This is a genomic window from Fictibacillus enclensis, from assembly GCF_001457035.1.
Lineage (GTDB): Bacteria > Bacillota > Bacilli > Bacillales > Fictibacillaceae > Fictibacillus_C > Fictibacillus_C enclensis.
Genome location: NZ_KQ758618.1, coordinates 909554 through 925712, shown reverse-complemented (window position 1 = coordinate 925712; position 16159 = coordinate 909554). Strand labels below are relative to the sequence as shown.

Sequence of the window (16159 nt, the reverse complement as noted above, 5' to 3'; positions counted from 1 at the left end):
CATACAAACCGCCCTCTTCTTTTGAAAAGAGGGCGGTTTTTTTTTAGTCTAGCTTTCGAATCATGACCGCAATTGTGTTTTGTTCTTCCTTTAATGGATTAACTGAAAGCTTTACATTGAACTTTAGTTTTCCGTTATGATCCGGCTTTAAGATCATTGTCTTATGATTTCCTTTACCATGCATTTTAACGAGGTATCGTTTTTGTGGATGATACCAGGATGCTGTCTTAATTTCCGCGGTTCCTGAACCAGTTATTAAAAATCCTGCTTTTGTTACTTGGTTGATTTCAGCAAACTCTTCTGCTTTTCTGTTCATTTTGACTCTCCATCCATAAATGGAAAATGAGGATTCTGCCGATTTATATGAAAAGGGCCGCGGAGCCTTTGGAGGATGCTCAAACAACGTCATAAAACGGGGCATTGTTTGCGCAAGATCCCGCTTCCAATATCCCCATGTATGAGAACCGGGTCCGTAGCTGTTCCAATCATGCGGAATGCCGAGCTCTTCCAGCCGGTTGTGCATGCTCGTGGACATGCTGTAGCAAATCTCTTCAACCGGGGAGGCTACACCGCCGTCCAAGGGACCGCCCGCTTCACCTGTGCCTGTATAAATCGATAAATCCATACCTGCTAAATTTTCGGCAAGATCCCACGGATTGTGGCTTCTCCATATGATTTCATGGTTCGCACGATCTCCCCAGACAGTGCCCGGAGGCACATTTTCCTGATTTTGAAAAATCGTCTTGTCCAGGAAGTCGGGATCTAAATTTGTATTCACCACGCCTGAAAAAGAAGCGGCAGCCAGAAACAAATCCGGATGTCTGGCTGCATATGACAAGGAACCGAACCCTCCCATGGACAACCCAGCAATGGCTCGTCCCTCTCTTGTATGTTTCACCCGGTAGGAGTGCTCAACCCAGGGAATGAGTTCATTGATATGATAGGTCTCCCACTCCGGCTTTCCATAAGCTCCATTATTGTACCAGTTGGAATAGCTTCCGCCTCTGCCCGCATCAGGCATCACGATCACGAGAGGCAAGTCCTTTGTCATATTTTCAATATCCCCTGCAACGGTCCAGGATTTATAATCACCGCAGCAGCCGTGAAGCATGTAAAGCACGGGGTACTTTTCCTTTGAATGTTCATCGTAACCTTGTGGCAGGAGCACGCGCAGAGGAGTCTGTTTTCCCAGAGCCGGACTGTCCAGAACAATTTCATGCAGTCTTTCAGATAAGGCAATATCAGAAACAACTTTTAAACGCTCCTGTCCCTCTGCATGTGTGTGCAGCGCTGGGAAGATTAAGAGGGCAAGGAAGAATGCAGCAAACCTTTTAAACCACGGACGATACATGGAACAACCTCCCAATTATTAAAGATACTTAATCTTTGAATATTTATATAATTTTGTCAATTTAAGTAAATGCAAATATAGAAAAAGAGATCTTTTGTAGGAAGAATGTCCAGCAAGCTTGGGCATTTCTTCATATAAAAATCCTCTTCAAAGAAGAGGATCCCCATAAAAAATGAGGCAAAAAGACGTTTCGCCCTTTTGCCTCATCCGTACTCTATAGTATTATCTTCTGTTATCAAAAACTTTATTTACTTTGTCTGCTGCCTTCTCTTTCAGATCACCGACACCCTCGCGTGCTTCGCCTTTCATTTTGTCCTTGTTGCCTTCTGCCTCTGTTGTTTCATCATTTGTCAGTTTGCCGAGTCCCCGTTTCGCCTCGCCTTTCAGCTTGTCTAATTTCCCTTGTGTCTGATCGTCATTCATGGATTAGTTCCTCCTTTAGTAAATTCAATAATTGTCTATAGTGGTATATACCCATGTCCAAGGAATGTTAATCACCCGCCATATTTTCCGTTTTTAAATCATAGGATAGGGGAAAAATAAAAAATATCCAAATAGAATTGAGGAGTGTACAAATGAAAAAAAGTTGGCTATGGCCCGTTCTTATTATTGCCGTGCTTGTGATTCTGTTTTTCACCAGCTACAACGGGTTCGTAAATAGCGAAGAAGATGTGGACCAGTCCTATTCCCAGATTGAAACCCAGCTTCAGCGGCGTGTTGATCTGGTGCCCAACCTCGTCAGCACGGTTAAAGGTTACGCCTCCCACGAAAAAGAGGTTCTTAAAGATATCTCTGATTCCCGTGCACGTCTTGCAGGGGCCAAATCCCCTCAGGATGAAGCCCAGGCGAACGACCAGTTGACCGGTGCCCTTAGCCGCCTGCTTGTGATTCAGGAAAGATATCCAAACTTAAAAGCAGATAAGCAGTTCACCCAACTGATGGATGAGCTTGCCGGTACAGAAAATCGAATTGCTGTGGCAAGAAGGGACTATAATGAAAAAGTTGCTTCCTATAACAAAAAAGTTAAAAGGTTTCCAGGAGCCTTAATTGCAGGGATTGGAGGATTTGATAAAAAAGAATACTTTAAGGCCAGCGCCAATGCACAGGAGCCTCCAAAAGTTGATTTTGGAGGAAACAGCTGATGATTCCCAAAAAATTCTCCCTCTTACTAGGGTTGTTTGTTGTTTTTTCATTATTAACAACCGCCATTCCGGTATCTGCTGATGCGATACCGGAGCCAGAGGGAGACATTTATGTACAGGATCATGCAGGCGTGCTTAGCCCGCAGGAAAAGTCGAAGCTCCTGTCCCAGGGAAGACAGCTGGAAGATCAGACAAGTGCACAGCTTGCTGTTCTTACCGTTAAATCCATTGGTGATACACCGATTGAAACGTATGCCAATGATGCCTTCAGGAAATTTGGACTTGGAACAAAGGAAGCGGATAACGGTGTTCTGCTTGTTTTGGCCCTCTCGCAGAAAAAAATCCGGGTCGAAGTGGGGTATGGCCTTGAAGGAGCGATTCCAGATGGCAAAGCTGGAAGAATTCTTGATGAAAATGCAGTTCCTTATTTGAAGCAAGGAAAAAACGATGAGGCCATTACCCATACGTATCAGGCCCTGGTCAAAGAAATACAAAAAGAATACAAAGGACAGGATGCTCCCCCGTCCAGGACCGAGGAGAAGAAAAAGGACCCTTTTTCCTGGTTTTACATCATCATTATCGTGGCCATTATCTTTTTGGACATCAAATTCTTTAATGGTTTCCTCACCTATATGATTCTTTCCATGCTTTCAAGAGGTGGAGGTGGAGGCGGGGGACGCCGGGGTGGCGGAGGTGGATCATCCGGCGGAGGCGGCGCAGGAAGGGGCTGGTAACTACTTTTCCAGCCACTTTTTAACATGTTCCTTCGGATCCCAGCAATTAAATTTATAGGAAGGCTGCGTATCAAACCCCAGTCTCACACATTCATATTTCATTCCGTTATCCGTCCGTGAAGCCTTGAAGTTTACACACGTTGCACAGCAATGGATGTCTTTTTTCATGGCTGACTCTCCTCCTTCTTTACCAAAGTCGTTATCTTCATCATACCGTAAAAAAACCGCCCTGCAATCATTTTGCATGGGCGGTTTTGCCGTTCATTTATCTTAAATAGTTCGCCTCGCCAGCCTTTGTATGGGCCGCTTCGAACAATTCGTTCACATTTTGTTGATGCACATAATCTTTGTATGTTCTTTCATTCTTCCTTAATGAAATGGTCAACGTAGCAAAGAAAAGGTTCAATGTCAGCATACAGACTCCTCCTTTCCTGCTTTCTTACCCTTTCAGGTCGTATCTTTCTCTGTTACCATCCAATTCAGAAATACCAGTTTTCGCTTCATCATTCCTACCCTCTCCTTTTTCATTCATTTTTTCATGTTTGGGTTTTAATACATGTGAACATTGTTCATCAATTTCTCTTGAGTTTCTTGGTACATCTTCTTTACATGCTGCTGATGAATCAATTCATTTTGGCTGTTCATTTTACCCTGAAACGATAGCGTAATGGTTCCAAAAAACAAGTTCAGTGTAATCATTGGGCATTCCCCCTTTCATATTCATTTAACAGTCCATATCCTTCTCCAGTGAAAACCAGGTTAATAAAGCAATGCTAATCATCATTCCTGTCATCTCCTTCACGTTTAGTTGTATAAAAAAAGGCCGCAGGGAGTCAGATCCCTGCAGCCTTCCCTAAAAAAGGGCGCAAAAAAGCCACAGGGCATCATTCGGCCTGCGGCGCTTTTTTATCAAAAATCGCAAATCAAAAAAGCTGGTGTCCAATGGCCGAACAACGTAGTGTTGCATGAAGTTGTAGTTGTGCAGAAAAAGGTTGCAGTGACGCTGTAATCGGTTGTAATCTCATCATCGTGTTCGACCTCCTTTATAAATTCTGATTATTCTTTACACGGTAAGTATAACCATAACTTGGTAACTTGTAAACCACTTTTTTCAAACAATTTATTTATATGCGGAAGAAGGGAAAAAGATCACCCATTTTATAACGTTTTTCCGCTCAAAGAAAATGATTCCATTCCTGCCATTACAATTTCGTTGGAACAGGTATATTGTGTACATTTTCACAAACATTTGTATTATAATGGTTATGCTACATTATTTGTTTTTTAGTAAGGAGGAACATTATGATAAGCCCTAAAGTTTTTTTGGCTTCTACACGGCCATTTTCATTAACGGCTTCCATCATACCGGTTATTTTTGGAACCATACTTGCTCTGCAATCCACAAGCATTCATTGGGGACTATTTGTTTTAACACTCCTTGGTGCCGTCTTTATGCAGTGCGGAACAAATCTGGTCAACGATTATTACGACCATGTAAAAGGTGCTGACCAGCCTGGATCACTCAGCCCTTCAGGCGTTATTGACCGCGGAGAAATGACCCCAAAACAAGTCCATATTACCGGTCTCATCTTTTTTGCTCTCGGCAGTATCATCGGCTTGGTTTTGGCAGGTCTCACAGGCCGCTTTATTCTTTATATCGGTATTCCATCTCTATTGATTGGCTATTTCTATACGGCCACTCGTTACGCTTTGGCCTATAATGGGTTTGGAGAGTTCGCTTCCGGCACCACGCTCGGCGTACTTGCCGTCATCGGTTCGTTTTATGTCCAGACACTTGCCGTCGATTGGGGTACTGTTCTTATGGCACTGCCGAATGCCTTTTTGATTATGGCAATTTTGCAGGCCAATAATTTAAGAGACATTGACAGCGATAAATTGATTAACAAAATCACCGTCGCCGGCTTGCTCGGCAGAACCGGCGCCCGCGTTGAATATTTGATTTTAATGATTGGCGCCTATGTACTGTTGCTGATCCTGGTAGCAATCTCTATGCTTCCTATATGGAGCCTGCTCGCTTTCTTGTCACTTCCCGTGGCGATTAAAGCTCTGTCCATCAGTCTCCGCACTTGGGATCCCAAAGAATTGAACACTTCACTTGGATTAACGGCCATGCTTCATTTAGGCTTTGGAATTCTTCTTTGCATAGGCACCTTAATCGGTATATCAATATAGAATGACTATTATTTCATACAAAAAAATGCCCGGCAGCCCACAAGCTGCCGGTCATTTTTTTGTTTTATGATTCTATATCCTGCAGCTGTTTTTTCAGCCGCTTTGCCTGAAAGTACATAAGTGCTGTAAATCCTAGTCCAGTTAATGATGTGGTTCCGCAGACGATTTCATCGGTGACGTCTTTGCCTGCGAACGGAATGACGGTTCCCAAATACATAAAAGAACTTAGCCCTAATAGGACAATCCCGTAGTGCTGATAGTCCTGGATCTTCTGCTTTAGGTCTTGCAATCCTTTTGATTCCATACTTTTAACCAGCCTCCTAACCTCTTGTATTACAATAACATAGAACAGGTACAAGGACACACGTAATTTTTGACAAATAAATGAAAAAAAACTCCCGTTTCCTCCAAAGAGGAACGGGAGTTTTTAAACCAATCAGCTATGGTTTTATGCCAGTGCTTCTTTTAAGTCTTCGATCAAATCTTCAGCATCTTCAATACCAACAGAGATTCTGATCAGTCCATCGGTAATACCGAGCTCAGCACGGCGCTCAGCCGGTATGGAAGCATGAGTCATTTTTGCTGGAACAGAAATCAGGCTTTCCACTGCTCCAAGACTTTCAGCCAGCGTAAAGTAACGAACCTTTCTGAGCACCTCTGTTGCTTTTTCTTCACTTCCTACATCGAATGAAATCATGCCTCCGAATCCGCCGGATTGTGCTTTGGCAATCTCGTGCTGCGGATGGCTCTCAAGACCCGGATAGTAGATTTTTTTAACCGTTGGATGACCGGAAAGGAAATCCACGATTTTTTTTGTGTTGGCTTCCGTAGCTTCCATTCGCAAGCCAAGTGTTTTAATCCCCCTGATAAGAAGCCATGAATCTTGAGGTCCCAAAATGCCGCCTGTGGAGTTTTGAACAAAGTGCAGGTCCTCACCAAGTTTGTCATCATTTACTACAACAACTCCGGCTACCACATCACTGTGTCCGCCAAGGTATTTCGTTGCTGAATGCAGGACGATATCGGCACCGAATTTGATCGGAGTTTGCCAATATGGCGTGCTGAACGTATTGTCCACGATCAATAAAAGGCTGCTTTCTTTTGCCAGCTGGGACACCGCCTTAAGATCGGTTACTTTTAGCAGCGGGTTTGTTGGTGTTTCCACATAAAGAGCTTTTGTATTAGGCTGAATTGCTTCTTTAATGGCATCCAAATTAGTTGTATCAACAAGTGTTGACTCAATGCCGATACGGTTCAGCACCTTGGACACCACCCGGTACGTACCGCCATACACATCATCCGTTAAGATGACATGGTCTCCTGAACTGAAAAGCATCATGACTGCAGTGATGGCAGCCATGCCGGAACCAAATGCAAATCCTCTTCTTCCTTCTTCAAGGTCTTTTACAAGCTCCTCGAGTGCAAAACGGGTAGGATTTCCGGTTCTGGAATACTCATACCCTTTATGGACTCCGACTTCTTCCTGTTTATATGTGCTCACTTGATAAATGGGAACAGAAACAGCGCCTGTTGCTGCATCACTTGGAATCCCGCCGTGAATTAATTTTGTTTTACGTTTCATTTAAATTCCCCCTTCATAAATCTTCTTGCTTAAATATCGGTCACTTCCGTCGGGGAAGATCGTGACAATCGATGAGCCTTCAGCTGCAGTTTCTGCTTCCAGCAAGGCTGCGTGAAGCGCAGCACCCGAGGAACTGCCTACCAAAATCCCCTCTTTTTGCGCGAGTTCCTTCACCCTGGAAAACGCGTCTGTATCCATTACTGTATGAATGGCATTGAAATAAGAAGGGTCCATATAGTCCGGCAGAAACTCCATGCCTATTCCTTCCGTTTTGTGAGGACCCGACTGGCCTCCGTTAAGGATGGAGCCCTCCGGTTCGACGATCACCGTTTTTAGTGATGGATTCTTTTCTTTTAAAAATTGGGCAGTACCCATGAAGGTGCCTCCCGTTCCTGCTCCTGCAACAAAGATATCTACCTTACCGTTCAAATCGTTCCATATCTCAGGCCCCAGTGTTTTATAGTACGTCGTCGGATTGGAAGGATTGGAAAATTGGGCAGGCGTAAACGAACCTGGGATTTCATTCAGGAGCAGCTCCGTTTTTTTGATAGCCCCCTTGATTCCATCATTTGTTGGAGTGTGGATGAGGGTTGCGCCCAGCGCCTTCATAATTTCCTGTTTTTCTATACTGAACTTCTCTGGGATTACGAAAATGACACGGACTCCACGATTAAGCGCAGCAAGAGCCAGCCCGATACCCGTATTCCCGGCCGTAGGTTCAATGATGGTTCCTCCTTCAGCTAATTTCCCCGAACGAAAGGCTTCATCCAATAATTCTCTTCCTAACCGGTCCTTCACACTTCCGCCCGGATTAAAGTATTCCAGCTTCGCAAAGAGTTTCACCTTATTAGGCAGCGGAAAGTGGGTCAGCTGAAGCAGTGGTGTATTTCCAACCAATTCATGTATGTTTTTGTAAACCGTCATTGCTCAGGCTCCTCTTAGTCAGCAAATACCTTATTCCATTCGTCTTTTTTCTCAAGCATCTTCTCTGCAATTTGCTTGGCCCCTTCCAAACTGTGGTTGGCAGCCCATCCGCATTGGACTTCGTTGCAGGCTGGCACTTCTTCGGCTTTTAAAACATCATGCAGTGTTTTTTCCAAGACATCGAGAATCTCTTCATAGTTATCGTGATTAATCACAGAAAGATAGAAACCGGTCTGGCATCCCATCGGACTGATGTCTACTACAGAATCATGATGATTTCTAATGTTTTCTGCCATCAAATGCTCGATGGAGTGAAGTCCGGCCATATCCATATGATCCTTGTTCGGCTGGCAGAAACGGATATCGTATTTATGAATCACATCTCCGTTTTTACCTTGTGTTGTTCCAGCCAGGCGCACATAAGGCGCTGCTACTTTAGTATGATCCAAATTAAAACTTTCTACATTCATTTTTTTAACCATTCTGTTTCAACTCCTCAATCATTAATAAAATCAATTCTGCAGAATGCTTCGATGCGGTTTCCAAAAATTGGTCATAGGATATACGGGCGTCCTTGCCAGCTATATCCGACAGTGACCGAATAATAACAAACGGGACATTAAACTGGTAAGCCACTTGCGCAATGGCTGCTGCTTCCATTTCAGCGGCATAAAGACCTGCAAGTTTGGTCCGGATAAATTCTACACGGTCATGATCGCTCATAAAGGAGTCGCCGGAAGCGATAAGTCCTTTAGCGACTTGAATACCACTGACTTTTTCCGCACTTTTTACTGCAACAGACACTAATTCTGGGTCCGGTACATAATAGGCGGGCATTTGAGGCACCTGTCCGTATTCATAACCAAAAATGGTGGCATCCACATCATGGTGACGAACCTCAGTGGAGATAACAACATCCCCCACGTTTAAATCCTGGTGGAAACCACCCGCCGAACCTGTGTTGATAATGCAATCCGGGTTAAACATCTCAATCATTAGCGTTGTTCCAATGGCTGCATTTACTTTACCGATACCCGATTTTAAAAGAACGATATCAAGTCCATCGATCCGGCCGGCATAGAATTCGCATCCGGCCAGCTTTGTATCCTTTCTCTCGGCAAGTTGGCTGCGGAGAATGATGACTTCTTCTTCCATAGCCCCAATAATCCCAATTTTCATAGCGACAACTCCAGTATCTTCTGTTCAGATTTTTTTGGTCTTAACAGCTTCTATCAGCCAAACGTAGGTGTTCAGTTTTTCAAAGGAAACGTCAAATCCGTGCTTGCGGAAAAGATCATCCAGCACGTCAATGGTCGTATAATATTCCGTCTGCAAGTCCTGAAGTAGGTTCAGGTATCCCTTTTCCTTTACAATTCGGTGTCTTTCCTCCCGGTCGGCTTCATTAGTGAATGCTGTATCCGCAAAAACAATTTTACCATTTTCTTTTAAAATCTGGCTATATAATTGGATGGCTGAGTCCTTTTCCTCATCTGTGAGATGGTGGAAAGCGTAAGTGCTGACGATCGCGTCCACTTCACCTGGAAGCTGTGGAAACGTTAAAAAGTCACCGTCTAACAATTCAAGGTCATTAAAACGGGCTTTTGTCTTTTCTCGCATTCCTAAAGAAGGCTCTATACCGTATACAGTTCTTCTCGCTTTCAACAGCTTTTCTGTGAGATTTCCGGTCCCTACTCCAAATTCCACAACTGTTCCTGTCGTTTTGGATGCGACGGTTTCGAGAATGTGTTCATACTGCTCGAACACTTCCCTATACTCTTCATCTTTTCCTGAAACCGATTGATCATAGGATTCTGCCCACTCATCAAACAGTGAAATAAACTCTCTGCCCATAATATTTTCACTCCGTTTATCACAATATATATAATTCCTATCACTATACTATGAATTAAATCGTTACAAGTTACAATTTATCATAGAAATCCGCAATAATCAACGAAACCGCGCTTCCATTCTTACCCTTTTAAAAACACATAAGAAAAGCCGGAGGAAGGCATTGCGCCTCCCCACCGGCTTTAACTAAATTCCCAGTTATTGTTTTTTTACGCTTGTTGGCTTCCAACCTTTTCCGTCTTCCCATTGAAGTTGAACCTCATATCGGGATCCGTCGGCTTTTGAAAGGACTCGTCCGACCGATTTATCCGGTCCTCCGCCGTTACCCAGCCAAAGGATGGTCATTTGATCTTCAGGAATTCCTGAAGCATAGGAAAGAGCTTTTGTCTGTTCGCTCCAGTCTGAGGATCCCTTGTCATACGATTTTGTATGCTCACCGGTTTGAGATGTGCCAACCGGATCCCAAGGACCTTCAGGACCGCCTTTTGCCTTATCTTCCGATTTTTCTTTGTCAGCGGCTTCTTTATCCTTGTCTTCACTATCTTCTTTTTTGGAAGCATCCTTATTCTCATCAGCAGCCTCACTGTCATTCTTATCTTCAACAGCGATCGACGAATCATCGTTCTTATTTGAATCTTTATTTACAGAAGAAGATTGATCTTTCTTGTCGGCTGAATGATTTGATGATGTTGTCTGGCTGCTGCCTCCGTTTATAAAAATGCTCGCTCCCACTACCACGATTAATAATAGCACGACTCCAATTGCTATATTTAGCACTCGATTTTGTTTTCGTTTCTCAAAACGAGAACGGTACTCTTTTCTTCCCATACTTACCTCCTCAAAACTATGCCTACATCAATTTTACCACGATAAACGAATTCGACAAGTTTGAGATTTTGCGTATGTCGAGTGCCTTATTTATTTTTTTTATCATTTTTGTAAATTTGTTTTACGATGTCTGAATAAGCGGAAAGAACCCCATTGGTTCCTCCTTTATAGTCCAGATCGACAATGACCAGTGCGTATTTCGGCTGGTCTGCGGGAAAGTAGCCAGCAAACCATTTATTGGATGTTTTGGAGTCACCCTTTTCTGCTGTACCCGATTTTCCTGCAATCTTATACGGCAGCCCATTTAAAGCACGTCCTGTTCCTTTTGGGCTGGTGACCACCCCGCGCATGAGCATTTGCAGCTTCTTTGCTGTATAGGGCTCAATCTTGTTTTCCTTTTTGTGATCAGAAAAAGAAAGAAACGTTGTTCCATTTTTATACTCAATTTCTGTTGCCGCTTTAACTTCCTTTACCATGCCGCCCCGTGCAATGGCCGCAACCATGTTGGCAACCGAGAGCGGTGTTACTTGAACATCTTTTTGCCCGATCGCCGTTTGCGAGACTGCCAGCGGGACTTTTTTGTCAGAAGAAGCACCCCATATGTTTCCTGTTTCTTCTTCCGGAAACTGTGCAAAATCCGGATAATGGTATACTTGTCCCCTCCATCCGGATGTTCCGGTCAAGCCAAGCTTTCCTGAATATTCATCGATCATTTTTGGATCTTCTTTCATTATTTCATTGGCCAGCAATCCAAACGTCCGATTGCAGCTTTGGGCAAAGCTCTCTGAAAAATCAAGCGTTCCAAGTGCGTGTTTTGCCTCTTTTCCATCAATCCCGAGGTTACAGTCAAATGTTTTCCCGCTTGCAAGATCTTGATGCTCGATAGCAGAAGCTGCCGTTACGATTTTAAATACAGAGCCTGGAGAATGCCGGCTCAGCATTTGATTTTTCATTAAACCGGACGTATACGGGACACTTACCATACCGAGAAGTTCATTCTTCCCGATATCGAGCAGCACAGCCCCTCCCTTTTTGATACCACTCGCTTTTACCGCCTTTTCCATTATCCCCTGGAGGGTACTGTCGATTGTCGTCTTAACACTTACCGGGTAAAAAGGATTCGATGGAGACAAATACTTGACGTCCAGCCCGAATAACGGGGAACCTGAACGGTCCACATGATAGATTAATTTCGTCTCCCCCTCAGAAATCAAAAAAGGGTCAAACGCCTGCTGCAATCCTGTTTTTCCTATTTTGGTATTAATGGTAATTGTCCCCTTTTCCAGCTTGTCGGGGTATTTTTTCTTAATGAATTCCGGTGCCTGTCCGGTGACTCCCAGCAACGCACCGGCAAAGGGAGAGTGCTTCGTTCGGGAGATGTATTGAGCATAAACACCGGGGAGCTGCAGTCCATTAATTTCTTCCATCGCCTCCTGCGTGATCTGATCCTGATCATCCGCGATGACAAAGGGCTCCTCATGGTCTTTCAGTGCGCTTTTGATTTCTTCGGTTGGCTTTCCCAGTATGTTTGCCACCTTGTCCATGGTGCCTTTTTGGTCCTGAATAAATGGAAATAAGATGATCGCCGGTTTCAATTCAGCTGAAATCATTTGGCCTTTGCGGTCGAGCAGCAAGCCTCTTCCTTCATTGATCATAAAAGAATGGGTTCGCTGTCTGACACTCTCATCGATTAAATTAATGTTATGCTTTGAAAAAGATTCTGTAGAAATGAGCTGGATTTGAATCAGCCGCCCCACCAGCAAAAACAATGAGGCAAGAAACAAAGCGCCTGCAATAACTATTCGTTTACGGATCCTTTTCATGGAGACCACCTCACTCCCAGTGTGGTCGCGCGAAGGAATTATTAAACGGTTCAACATAAAAAGACGCCAAGCTTGAGCTTTGGCGCCTTGAGTCATTTATTTTACTTCTATGATTCTGACACTAATTTCTCCGCCAGGAGTCTGAACTGAGACCTGCTCTCCTACTTTCTTGCCGAGCAAGCTTTTTGCCATTGGAGAATCATTGGAGATTTTGCCTTCAAACGGATCCGCTTCGGCACTTCCGACAATCTTGTACGTTTCTTCATCACCATCGGGCAGCTCAAGGAACTTGACCGATTTTCCGATGGAAACCACATCTCCGGCAGCTTTGTTTTCTTCGATGATTACAGCATCACGAATCATTTTTTCCAACTGAACAATCCGCGCTTCAACGAAAGCTTGTTCATCTTTGGCTGCATCGTATTCCGAGTTCTCAGAAAGGTCACCGAAACTGCGGGCAATCTTGATACGTTCTACAACTTCTTTTCTTTTTTCAGTTTTTAATTGCTCTAGTTCGTTTTCAAGCTTTTGCTTACCCTCAAGTGTCATATAATGCTTTTTCTCTTCTGACATACTGTATTCACTCCTTCAATTAATCAGTACCCTGATAACTATATATGTTGTCTAATAGATCGGATATGTATAGTGGATGCTTACACCTTACTAAAAAATAAAGCGCTTGCCAAATTTTCACTTCGCAACATCCAGTATACGAGCAAAAAATGAGGGCTCGGCCTCATTTTTTTAATATTGCTTTTTCTTCAAGGATCGTTTGAATTTTGGTTACCATCAAATCAATGGCTACCCGGTTTTGTCCGCCTTCAGGGATGATGATATCCGCATATCGTTTGGTTGGCTCAATGAATTGATTGTGCATCGGGCGTACAACCGATGTATATTGATCGATCACTGATTCAAGTGTTCGTCCCCTGTCCCGTGTATCTCTGACCACTCGTCGGATGATGCGTACATCGGCATCTGTATCGACAAAGAGCTTGATATCCATCAGATCTCTGAGACGCTCATCTTCCAATATCAAAATTCCTTCAAGAATGATAACATCTTTCGGTTCAACTGGGATAATTTTATCACTTCTTGTATGCGCTGTATAGTCATAAACAGGTTTTTCGATGGATTGAAATTCCAAAAGAGCATTTAATTGTGAAATTAATAAGTCATTATCAAATGCCAAAGGATGGTCATAATTTGTTTTCAAGCGCTCATCCATTGTTTTATCGGATTGGTCTCTGTAATAGGAGTCCTGTTCAATGATGAGAATCGACTGATCGGCAAACTGGCGGTAAATTTCTTTCGCTACAGTTGTTTTTCCGGAGCCCGATCCTCCGGCTACCCCAATGACAATCGGTTTTTGTACCATGTTCTTTCTCCTTCCGAAATCTCTAACGCTGCTCATTATCTTTTTTAATGCTGATGCCCAGGCCATCTCCTACTGGCAAAATCGCAGTTGTATATCCATTGTGATTCATAAGAAATTCATTGTATGAACGTATTTTCCGGACGAGGGAAGCCAGCCTCCTGGTCCCTGGATGAACATCGCCGGTCACATATCCCTTAAACAGAATATTATCTGAAAAAATGATGCCTTTTGGCCGGAGAAACTCTCCATAACTTTCAAAAAAACGCTGATACTGGCCTTTAGCTGCATCAATAAAGACCACATCATAAGGTGCCTTTTTTCCGGCTTCATCGACCAATTCGTTGGCATCGCCAAACAATACTTCAATTCGTTCAGAAAGGCCAAATTCTTCTATATTTTGAAGTGCCAGCTCATAGCGTTCCGGGTCTCTTTCAATCGTAACGATAGACACATCCGGCAAGGCTTCAGCCATTCTTATCGCTGAATATCCGATAGCCGTTCCCACTTCCAGTATTTTTTGGGGTTGTATCATCCGAAGCTGCTGCAGCAGAACTTCAATGCCCACGAGCTCCATAATGGGTACACCGTGTTCTTTGGCGTACTCCTCTATCTTTTGAATTCGAATATCCCGACTGGGTATTAATTGTTCAATATAATTCTGGACTTCCTGTGATATCAAGGCTATGCCTCCTTACTTAACCGAAACATTATATCATAAAAACAACCTGTCATGTTTTCTTTTTAGCTTTTCCCTGCACGTTCCTGCCATTCATGACGGTATTTCTGAACGATTCTTTTATGCTCGTTATATGTTTTTGTATAGATGACTTGTCCGTTTGGACGTGCATAAAAAAAGTAATACGTTGTTTGTTCAGGATTCAATGCCGCTATAATCGCTTCTTCGCCCGGGGAAGCAACCGGACCAATAGGCAGCCCCTTGTACTTGTAAGTATTATAAGGAGAATCCACTTTCAGCTCGTTGTAGAGAACCTGCACTTTAAAGCTCTTGCGGGCATATTTAACCGTCGGGTCGGAATCAAGCTTCATCCCTTTTTTAAGCCTGTTATAAAATACGCCTGATATTTTGGGACGGTCTTCAGGCCGCTGGGCTTCTTCTTCAATCATGGACGACAACGTGAGAATTTCGTATGGTTTCTTGCCGCTCTTTTTGACTTCTTCCTGATGGCCGTCCATTACTCTTTGCGTTTTCTGCACCATTTTTGTGATGACGGCCTTAACATCGGGTTGCTTTTCATCAAACTCGTATTTGGCCGGAAACAAGTAGCCCTCGAGCGGATAGTATATTTTTTTGTTGTATACTTTATTGTCGATCACAGGAAACTGCTTTTGGAGTTCTTTGACAAATGCCGGATCATTTATCGTCTTCATAACTTCTTCTTTGCTTTTGCCGGTATTTTTCGCAATCACTTCTGCTATCTGCGGAACAATAAATCCTTCCGGTATGGTAAACGATGTTTCAGGATGGCGGTATACTTTTCCGTTTTTAAGAGCAGCGATTAATTGGTCCATGTTCATGGAAGGATTAAGGTCATAGACTCCGGCTTGTAAGTTCCCATTTTCTTTGGTCTTGGCATACACCTGAAAGACCAGACTGCTTGTGATCAGGTTGTTTTTTTCCAAAATCTTTCCGATCGTTGAGACAGAAGAACCGATGGGTATATCAACGGTTACATCCTTTTTATTTCCTGCATCGGCAGGGCCGAGCGCATCTTTAATATATGTATAGCCAAAAATAGCAGCCGCTGCCAGCAGCACTATAATGACGGCCAGGACTGTAAGTACTTTTTTCTTTCTCTTTTTCTTACCGAAACCTGTTGGACCGCCGGGAACACCATTATATTGTGACACCTTTTTCTCCCCTTTCATCTGCTTCATTATACTGATAAGTAATTTTCATGTCTAGTTTCCATAATAAAGAAACAGAAAACAGCATGAATCTTCAAATCTCTGGTGTACTGGTATAGTCATTTAGTATGTTCAATTTGCATAAAAAAAGCAGCTAAAGTTTACCTTTAGCTGCGAAGTCGTTTTATTCTTCTTCATCCTGAAATGCGTTTAAGGTTTCTTCAATCATCTGCCACTCTTCATCTGTTTCCAGAGGGAAGAGCTCGATATCGTCTTCGCCTTCTCCTTTGTCCTCAAAGCGGAAAGGGAAAACTTCCTGCTCGTCGCTATCATCTTCCTGATCTTCGCCTGCCGGTACAAGAAGAATGTATGAATGTCCGGTTGGCGTTGTGCTGCCATCAATCGTCATCAGCACTTCAAATAGATTCTCTTCTCCGTTTTCACCTGGGATAATAATATGTTCTTTTTCTTCGTTTGCCATTTGATC

The 16159-nt window shown here is 43.4% G+C and carries 21 protein-coding genes; 3 read left to right on the top strand and 18 right to left on the bottom strand.

What is annotated here, in order from left to right; genetic code table 11:
- Positions 1 to 43: 43 nt before the first annotated feature.
- Together AS030_RS15020 and AS030_RS15015 are read right to left on the bottom strand one after the other, a co-directional pair.
- Positions 44 to 1351, bottom strand: a complete 1308-nt coding sequence (locus tag AS030_RS15020) for an alpha/beta hydrolase (RefSeq protein ID WP_061972735.1) — start codon at positions 1349 to 1351, stop codon at positions 44 to 46.
- A 222-nt stretch (positions 1352 to 1573) separates the two neighbouring features.
- Positions 1574 to 1774, bottom strand: coding sequence for a CsbD family protein (locus AS030_RS15015; RefSeq protein ID WP_061972732.1), 201 nt, complete (start codon positions 1772 to 1774; stop codon positions 1574 to 1576).
- A gap of 152 nt (positions 1775 to 1926) precedes the next feature.
- Here AS030_RS15015 and AS030_RS15010 point away from each other — a divergent pair, with 152 nt between their 5' ends.
- Positions 1927 to 2493, top strand: a complete 567-nt coding sequence (locus AS030_RS15010) for a LemA family protein (protein WP_061972730.1) — start codon at positions 1927 to 1929, stop codon at positions 2491 to 2493.
- Positions 2493 to 3227, top strand: coding sequence for a TPM domain-containing protein (locus AS030_RS15005; RefSeq protein WP_061972727.1), 735 nt, complete (start codon positions 2493 to 2495; stop codon positions 3225 to 3227). The genes AS030_RS15010 and AS030_RS15005 overlap by 1 nt, the downstream gene beginning before the upstream one ends.
- On the opposite strand, the gene AS030_RS24030 is transcribed toward AS030_RS15005, so the two are convergent.
- The 3 genes from AS030_RS24030 to AS030_RS23700 form a co-directional block, all read right to left on the bottom strand.
- On the bottom strand, positions 3228 to 3395 hold the full coding sequence (locus AS030_RS24030) for a hypothetical protein (RefSeq protein WP_164988830.1): 168 nt from the start codon (positions 3393 to 3395) through the stop codon (positions 3228 to 3230). It lies immediately after the preceding gene.
- Between the two features lie 97 nt (positions 3396 to 3492).
- Positions 3493 to 3642: a YrzI family small protein gene (locus tag AS030_RS23705; protein ID WP_139168389.1), complete on the bottom strand. Its 150-nt coding sequence runs from the start codon at positions 3640 to 3642 to the stop codon at positions 3493 to 3495.
- A 134-nt stretch (positions 3643 to 3776) separates the two neighbouring features.
- Positions 3777 to 3926 (bottom strand): YrzI family small protein, encoded by a 150-nt coding sequence (locus tag AS030_RS23700; RefSeq protein WP_240482347.1) that lies wholly within the window; start codon positions 3924 to 3926, stop codon positions 3777 to 3779.
- A gap of 603 nt (positions 3927 to 4529) precedes the next feature.
- Here AS030_RS23700 and menA point away from each other — a divergent pair.
- Positions 4530 to 5420, top strand: a complete 891-nt coding sequence (gene menA, locus AS030_RS15000; protein WP_061972724.1) for a 1,4-dihydroxy-2-naphthoate octaprenyltransferase — start codon at positions 4530 to 4532, stop codon at positions 5418 to 5420.
- 64 nt (positions 5421 to 5484) lie between these two features.
- On the opposite strand, the gene AS030_RS14995 is transcribed toward menA, so the two are convergent.
- From AS030_RS14995 to AS030_RS14935, 13 genes are all read right to left on the bottom strand, one after another.
- A complete protein-coding gene (locus tag AS030_RS14995; RefSeq protein ID WP_061972722.1) occupies positions 5485 to 5724 on the bottom strand; it encodes a YrhC family protein in 240 nt (79 codons plus the stop codon).
- A 144-nt stretch (positions 5725 to 5868) separates the two neighbouring features.
- The gene (locus AS030_RS14990; RefSeq protein WP_061972719.1) at positions 5869 to 7002 is read right to left on the bottom strand and encodes a bifunctional cystathionine gamma-lyase/homocysteine desulfhydrase; all 1134 of its coding nucleotides are present in this window, start codon (positions 7000 to 7002) and stop codon (positions 5869 to 5871) included.
- Positions 7003 to 7926: a PLP-dependent cysteine synthase family protein gene (locus tag AS030_RS14985; RefSeq protein WP_061972716.1), complete on the bottom strand. Its 924-nt coding sequence runs from the start codon at positions 7924 to 7926 to the stop codon at positions 7003 to 7005. It abuts the gene before it with no gap.
- A gap of 14 nt (positions 7927 to 7940) precedes the next feature.
- Positions 7941 to 8408, bottom strand: a complete 468-nt coding sequence (locus tag AS030_RS14980; protein ID WP_061972714.1) for an S-ribosylhomocysteine lyase — start codon at positions 8406 to 8408, stop codon at positions 7941 to 7943.
- Positions 8401 to 9105 (bottom strand): 5'-methylthioadenosine/S-adenosylhomocysteine nucleosidase, encoded by a 705-nt coding sequence (gene mtnN / locus AS030_RS14975; protein WP_061972711.1) that lies wholly within the window; start codon positions 9103 to 9105, stop codon positions 8401 to 8403. Before mtnN ends, AS030_RS14980 begins: the two co-directional genes overlap by 8 nt.
- 24 nt (positions 9106 to 9129) lie before the next feature.
- Complete coding sequence (locus tag AS030_RS14970; RefSeq protein WP_061972709.1) at positions 9130 to 9777, bottom strand: class I SAM-dependent DNA methyltransferase; 648 nt, start codon at positions 9775 to 9777, stop codon at positions 9130 to 9132.
- Positions 9778 to 9975: 198 nt separating this feature from the next.
- Positions 9976 to 10605 (bottom strand): YrrS family protein, encoded by a 630-nt coding sequence (locus tag AS030_RS14965; RefSeq protein WP_061972706.1) that lies wholly within the window; start codon positions 10603 to 10605, stop codon positions 9976 to 9978.
- An 86-nt stretch (positions 10606 to 10691) separates the two neighbouring features.
- Complete coding sequence (locus AS030_RS14960) at positions 10692 to 12428, bottom strand: peptidoglycan D,D-transpeptidase FtsI family protein (RefSeq protein ID WP_061972703.1); 1737 nt, start codon at positions 12426 to 12428, stop codon at positions 10692 to 10694.
- A gap of 96 nt (positions 12429 to 12524) precedes the next feature.
- Entirely contained in the window at positions 12525 to 13001 is a 477-nt protein-coding gene (greA, locus tag AS030_RS14955; protein WP_061972701.1) for a transcription elongation factor GreA, read from the bottom strand.
- Positions 13002 to 13164: 163 nt separating this feature from the next.
- Positions 13165 to 13806 (bottom strand): uridine kinase, encoded by a 642-nt coding sequence (udk, locus tag AS030_RS14950; protein ID WP_061972698.1) that lies wholly within the window; start codon positions 13804 to 13806, stop codon positions 13165 to 13167.
- A gap of 22 nt (positions 13807 to 13828) precedes the next feature.
- Positions 13829 to 14485 carry an O-methyltransferase gene (locus AS030_RS14945; protein ID WP_061972696.1) on the bottom strand — a complete coding sequence of 219 codons (657 nt, stop codon included), beginning with the start codon at positions 14483 to 14485 and terminating at the stop codon, positions 13829 to 13831.
- Positions 14486 to 14547: 62 nt separating this feature from the next.
- Positions 14548 to 15675, bottom strand: coding sequence for an endolytic transglycosylase MltG (mltG, locus tag AS030_RS14940; RefSeq protein WP_061972693.1), 1128 nt, complete (start codon positions 15673 to 15675; stop codon positions 14548 to 14550).
- Positions 15676 to 15856: 181 nt separating this feature from the next.
- Entirely contained in the window at positions 15857 to 16153 is a 297-nt protein-coding gene (locus AS030_RS14935) for a DUF1292 domain-containing protein (RefSeq protein ID WP_061972691.1), read from the bottom strand.
- Between the last annotated feature and the right edge of the window lie 6 nt (positions 16154 to 16159).

What these genes read in the sequence shown, in the direction of transcription:
- AS030_RS15020 (WP_061972735.1), bottom strand. Translation starts at nt 1,351, where the DNA reads ATGTATCGTCCGTGGTTTAAAAGGTTTGCTGCATTCTTCCTTGCCCTC.
- AS030_RS15015 (WP_061972732.1), bottom strand. Translation starts at nt 1,774, where the DNA reads ATGAATGACGATCAGACACAAGGGAAATTAGACAAGCTGAAAGGCGAG.
- AS030_RS15010 (WP_061972730.1), top strand. Translation starts at nt 1,927, where the DNA reads ATGAAAAAAAGTTGGCTATGGCCCGTTCTTATTATTGCCGTGCTTGTG.
- AS030_RS15005 (WP_061972727.1), top strand. Translation starts at nt 2,493, where the DNA reads ATGATTCCCAAAAAATTCTCCCTCTTACTAGGGTTGTTTGTTGTTTTT.
- AS030_RS24030 (WP_164988830.1), bottom strand. Translation starts at nt 3,395, where the DNA reads ATGAAAAAAGACATCCATTGCTGTGCAACGTGTGTAAACTTCAAGGCT.
- AS030_RS23705 (WP_139168389.1), bottom strand. Translation starts at nt 3,642, where the DNA reads ATGCTGACATTGAACCTTTTCTTTGCTACGTTGACCATTTCATTAAGG.
- AS030_RS23700 (WP_240482347.1), bottom strand. Translation starts at nt 3,926, where the DNA reads ATGATTACACTGAACTTGTTTTTTGGAACCATTACGCTATCGTTTCAG.
- menA (WP_061972724.1), top strand. Translation starts at nt 4,530, where the DNA reads ATGATAAGCCCTAAAGTTTTTTTGGCTTCTACACGGCCATTTTCATTA.
- AS030_RS14995 (WP_061972722.1), bottom strand. Translation starts at nt 5,724, where the DNA reads ATGGAATCAAAAGGATTGCAAGACCTAAAGCAGAAGATCCAGGACTAT.
- AS030_RS14990 (WP_061972719.1), bottom strand. Translation starts at nt 7,002, where the DNA reads ATGAAACGTAAAACAAAATTAATTCACGGCGGGATTCCAAGTGATGCA.
- AS030_RS14985 (WP_061972716.1), bottom strand. Translation starts at nt 7,926, where the DNA reads ATGACGGTTTACAAAAACATACATGAATTGGTTGGAAATACACCACTG.
- AS030_RS14980 (WP_061972714.1), bottom strand. Translation starts at nt 8,408, where the DNA reads ATGGTTAAAAAAATGAATGTAGAAAGTTTTAATTTGGATCATACTAAA.
- mtnN (WP_061972711.1), bottom strand. Translation starts at nt 9,105, where the DNA reads ATGAAAATTGGGATTATTGGGGCTATGGAAGAAGAAGTCATCATTCTC.
- AS030_RS14970 (WP_061972709.1), bottom strand. Translation starts at nt 9,777, where the DNA reads ATGGGCAGAGAGTTTATTTCACTGTTTGATGAGTGGGCAGAATCCTAT.
- AS030_RS14965 (WP_061972706.1), bottom strand. Translation starts at nt 10,605, where the DNA reads ATGGGAAGAAAAGAGTACCGTTCTCGTTTTGAGAAACGAAAACAAAAT.
- AS030_RS14960 (WP_061972703.1), bottom strand. Translation starts at nt 12,428, where the DNA reads ATGAAAAGGATCCGTAAACGAATAGTTATTGCAGGCGCTTTGTTTCTT.
- greA (WP_061972701.1), bottom strand. Translation starts at nt 13,001, where the DNA reads ATGTCAGAAGAGAAAAAGCATTATATGACACTTGAGGGTAAGCAAAAG.
- udk (WP_061972698.1), bottom strand. Translation starts at nt 13,806, where the DNA reads ATGGTACAAAAACCGATTGTCATTGGGGTAGCCGGAGGATCGGGCTCC.
- AS030_RS14935 (WP_061972691.1), bottom strand. Translation starts at nt 16,153, where the DNA reads ATGGCAAACGAAGAAAAAGAACATATTATTATCCCAGGTGAAAACGGA.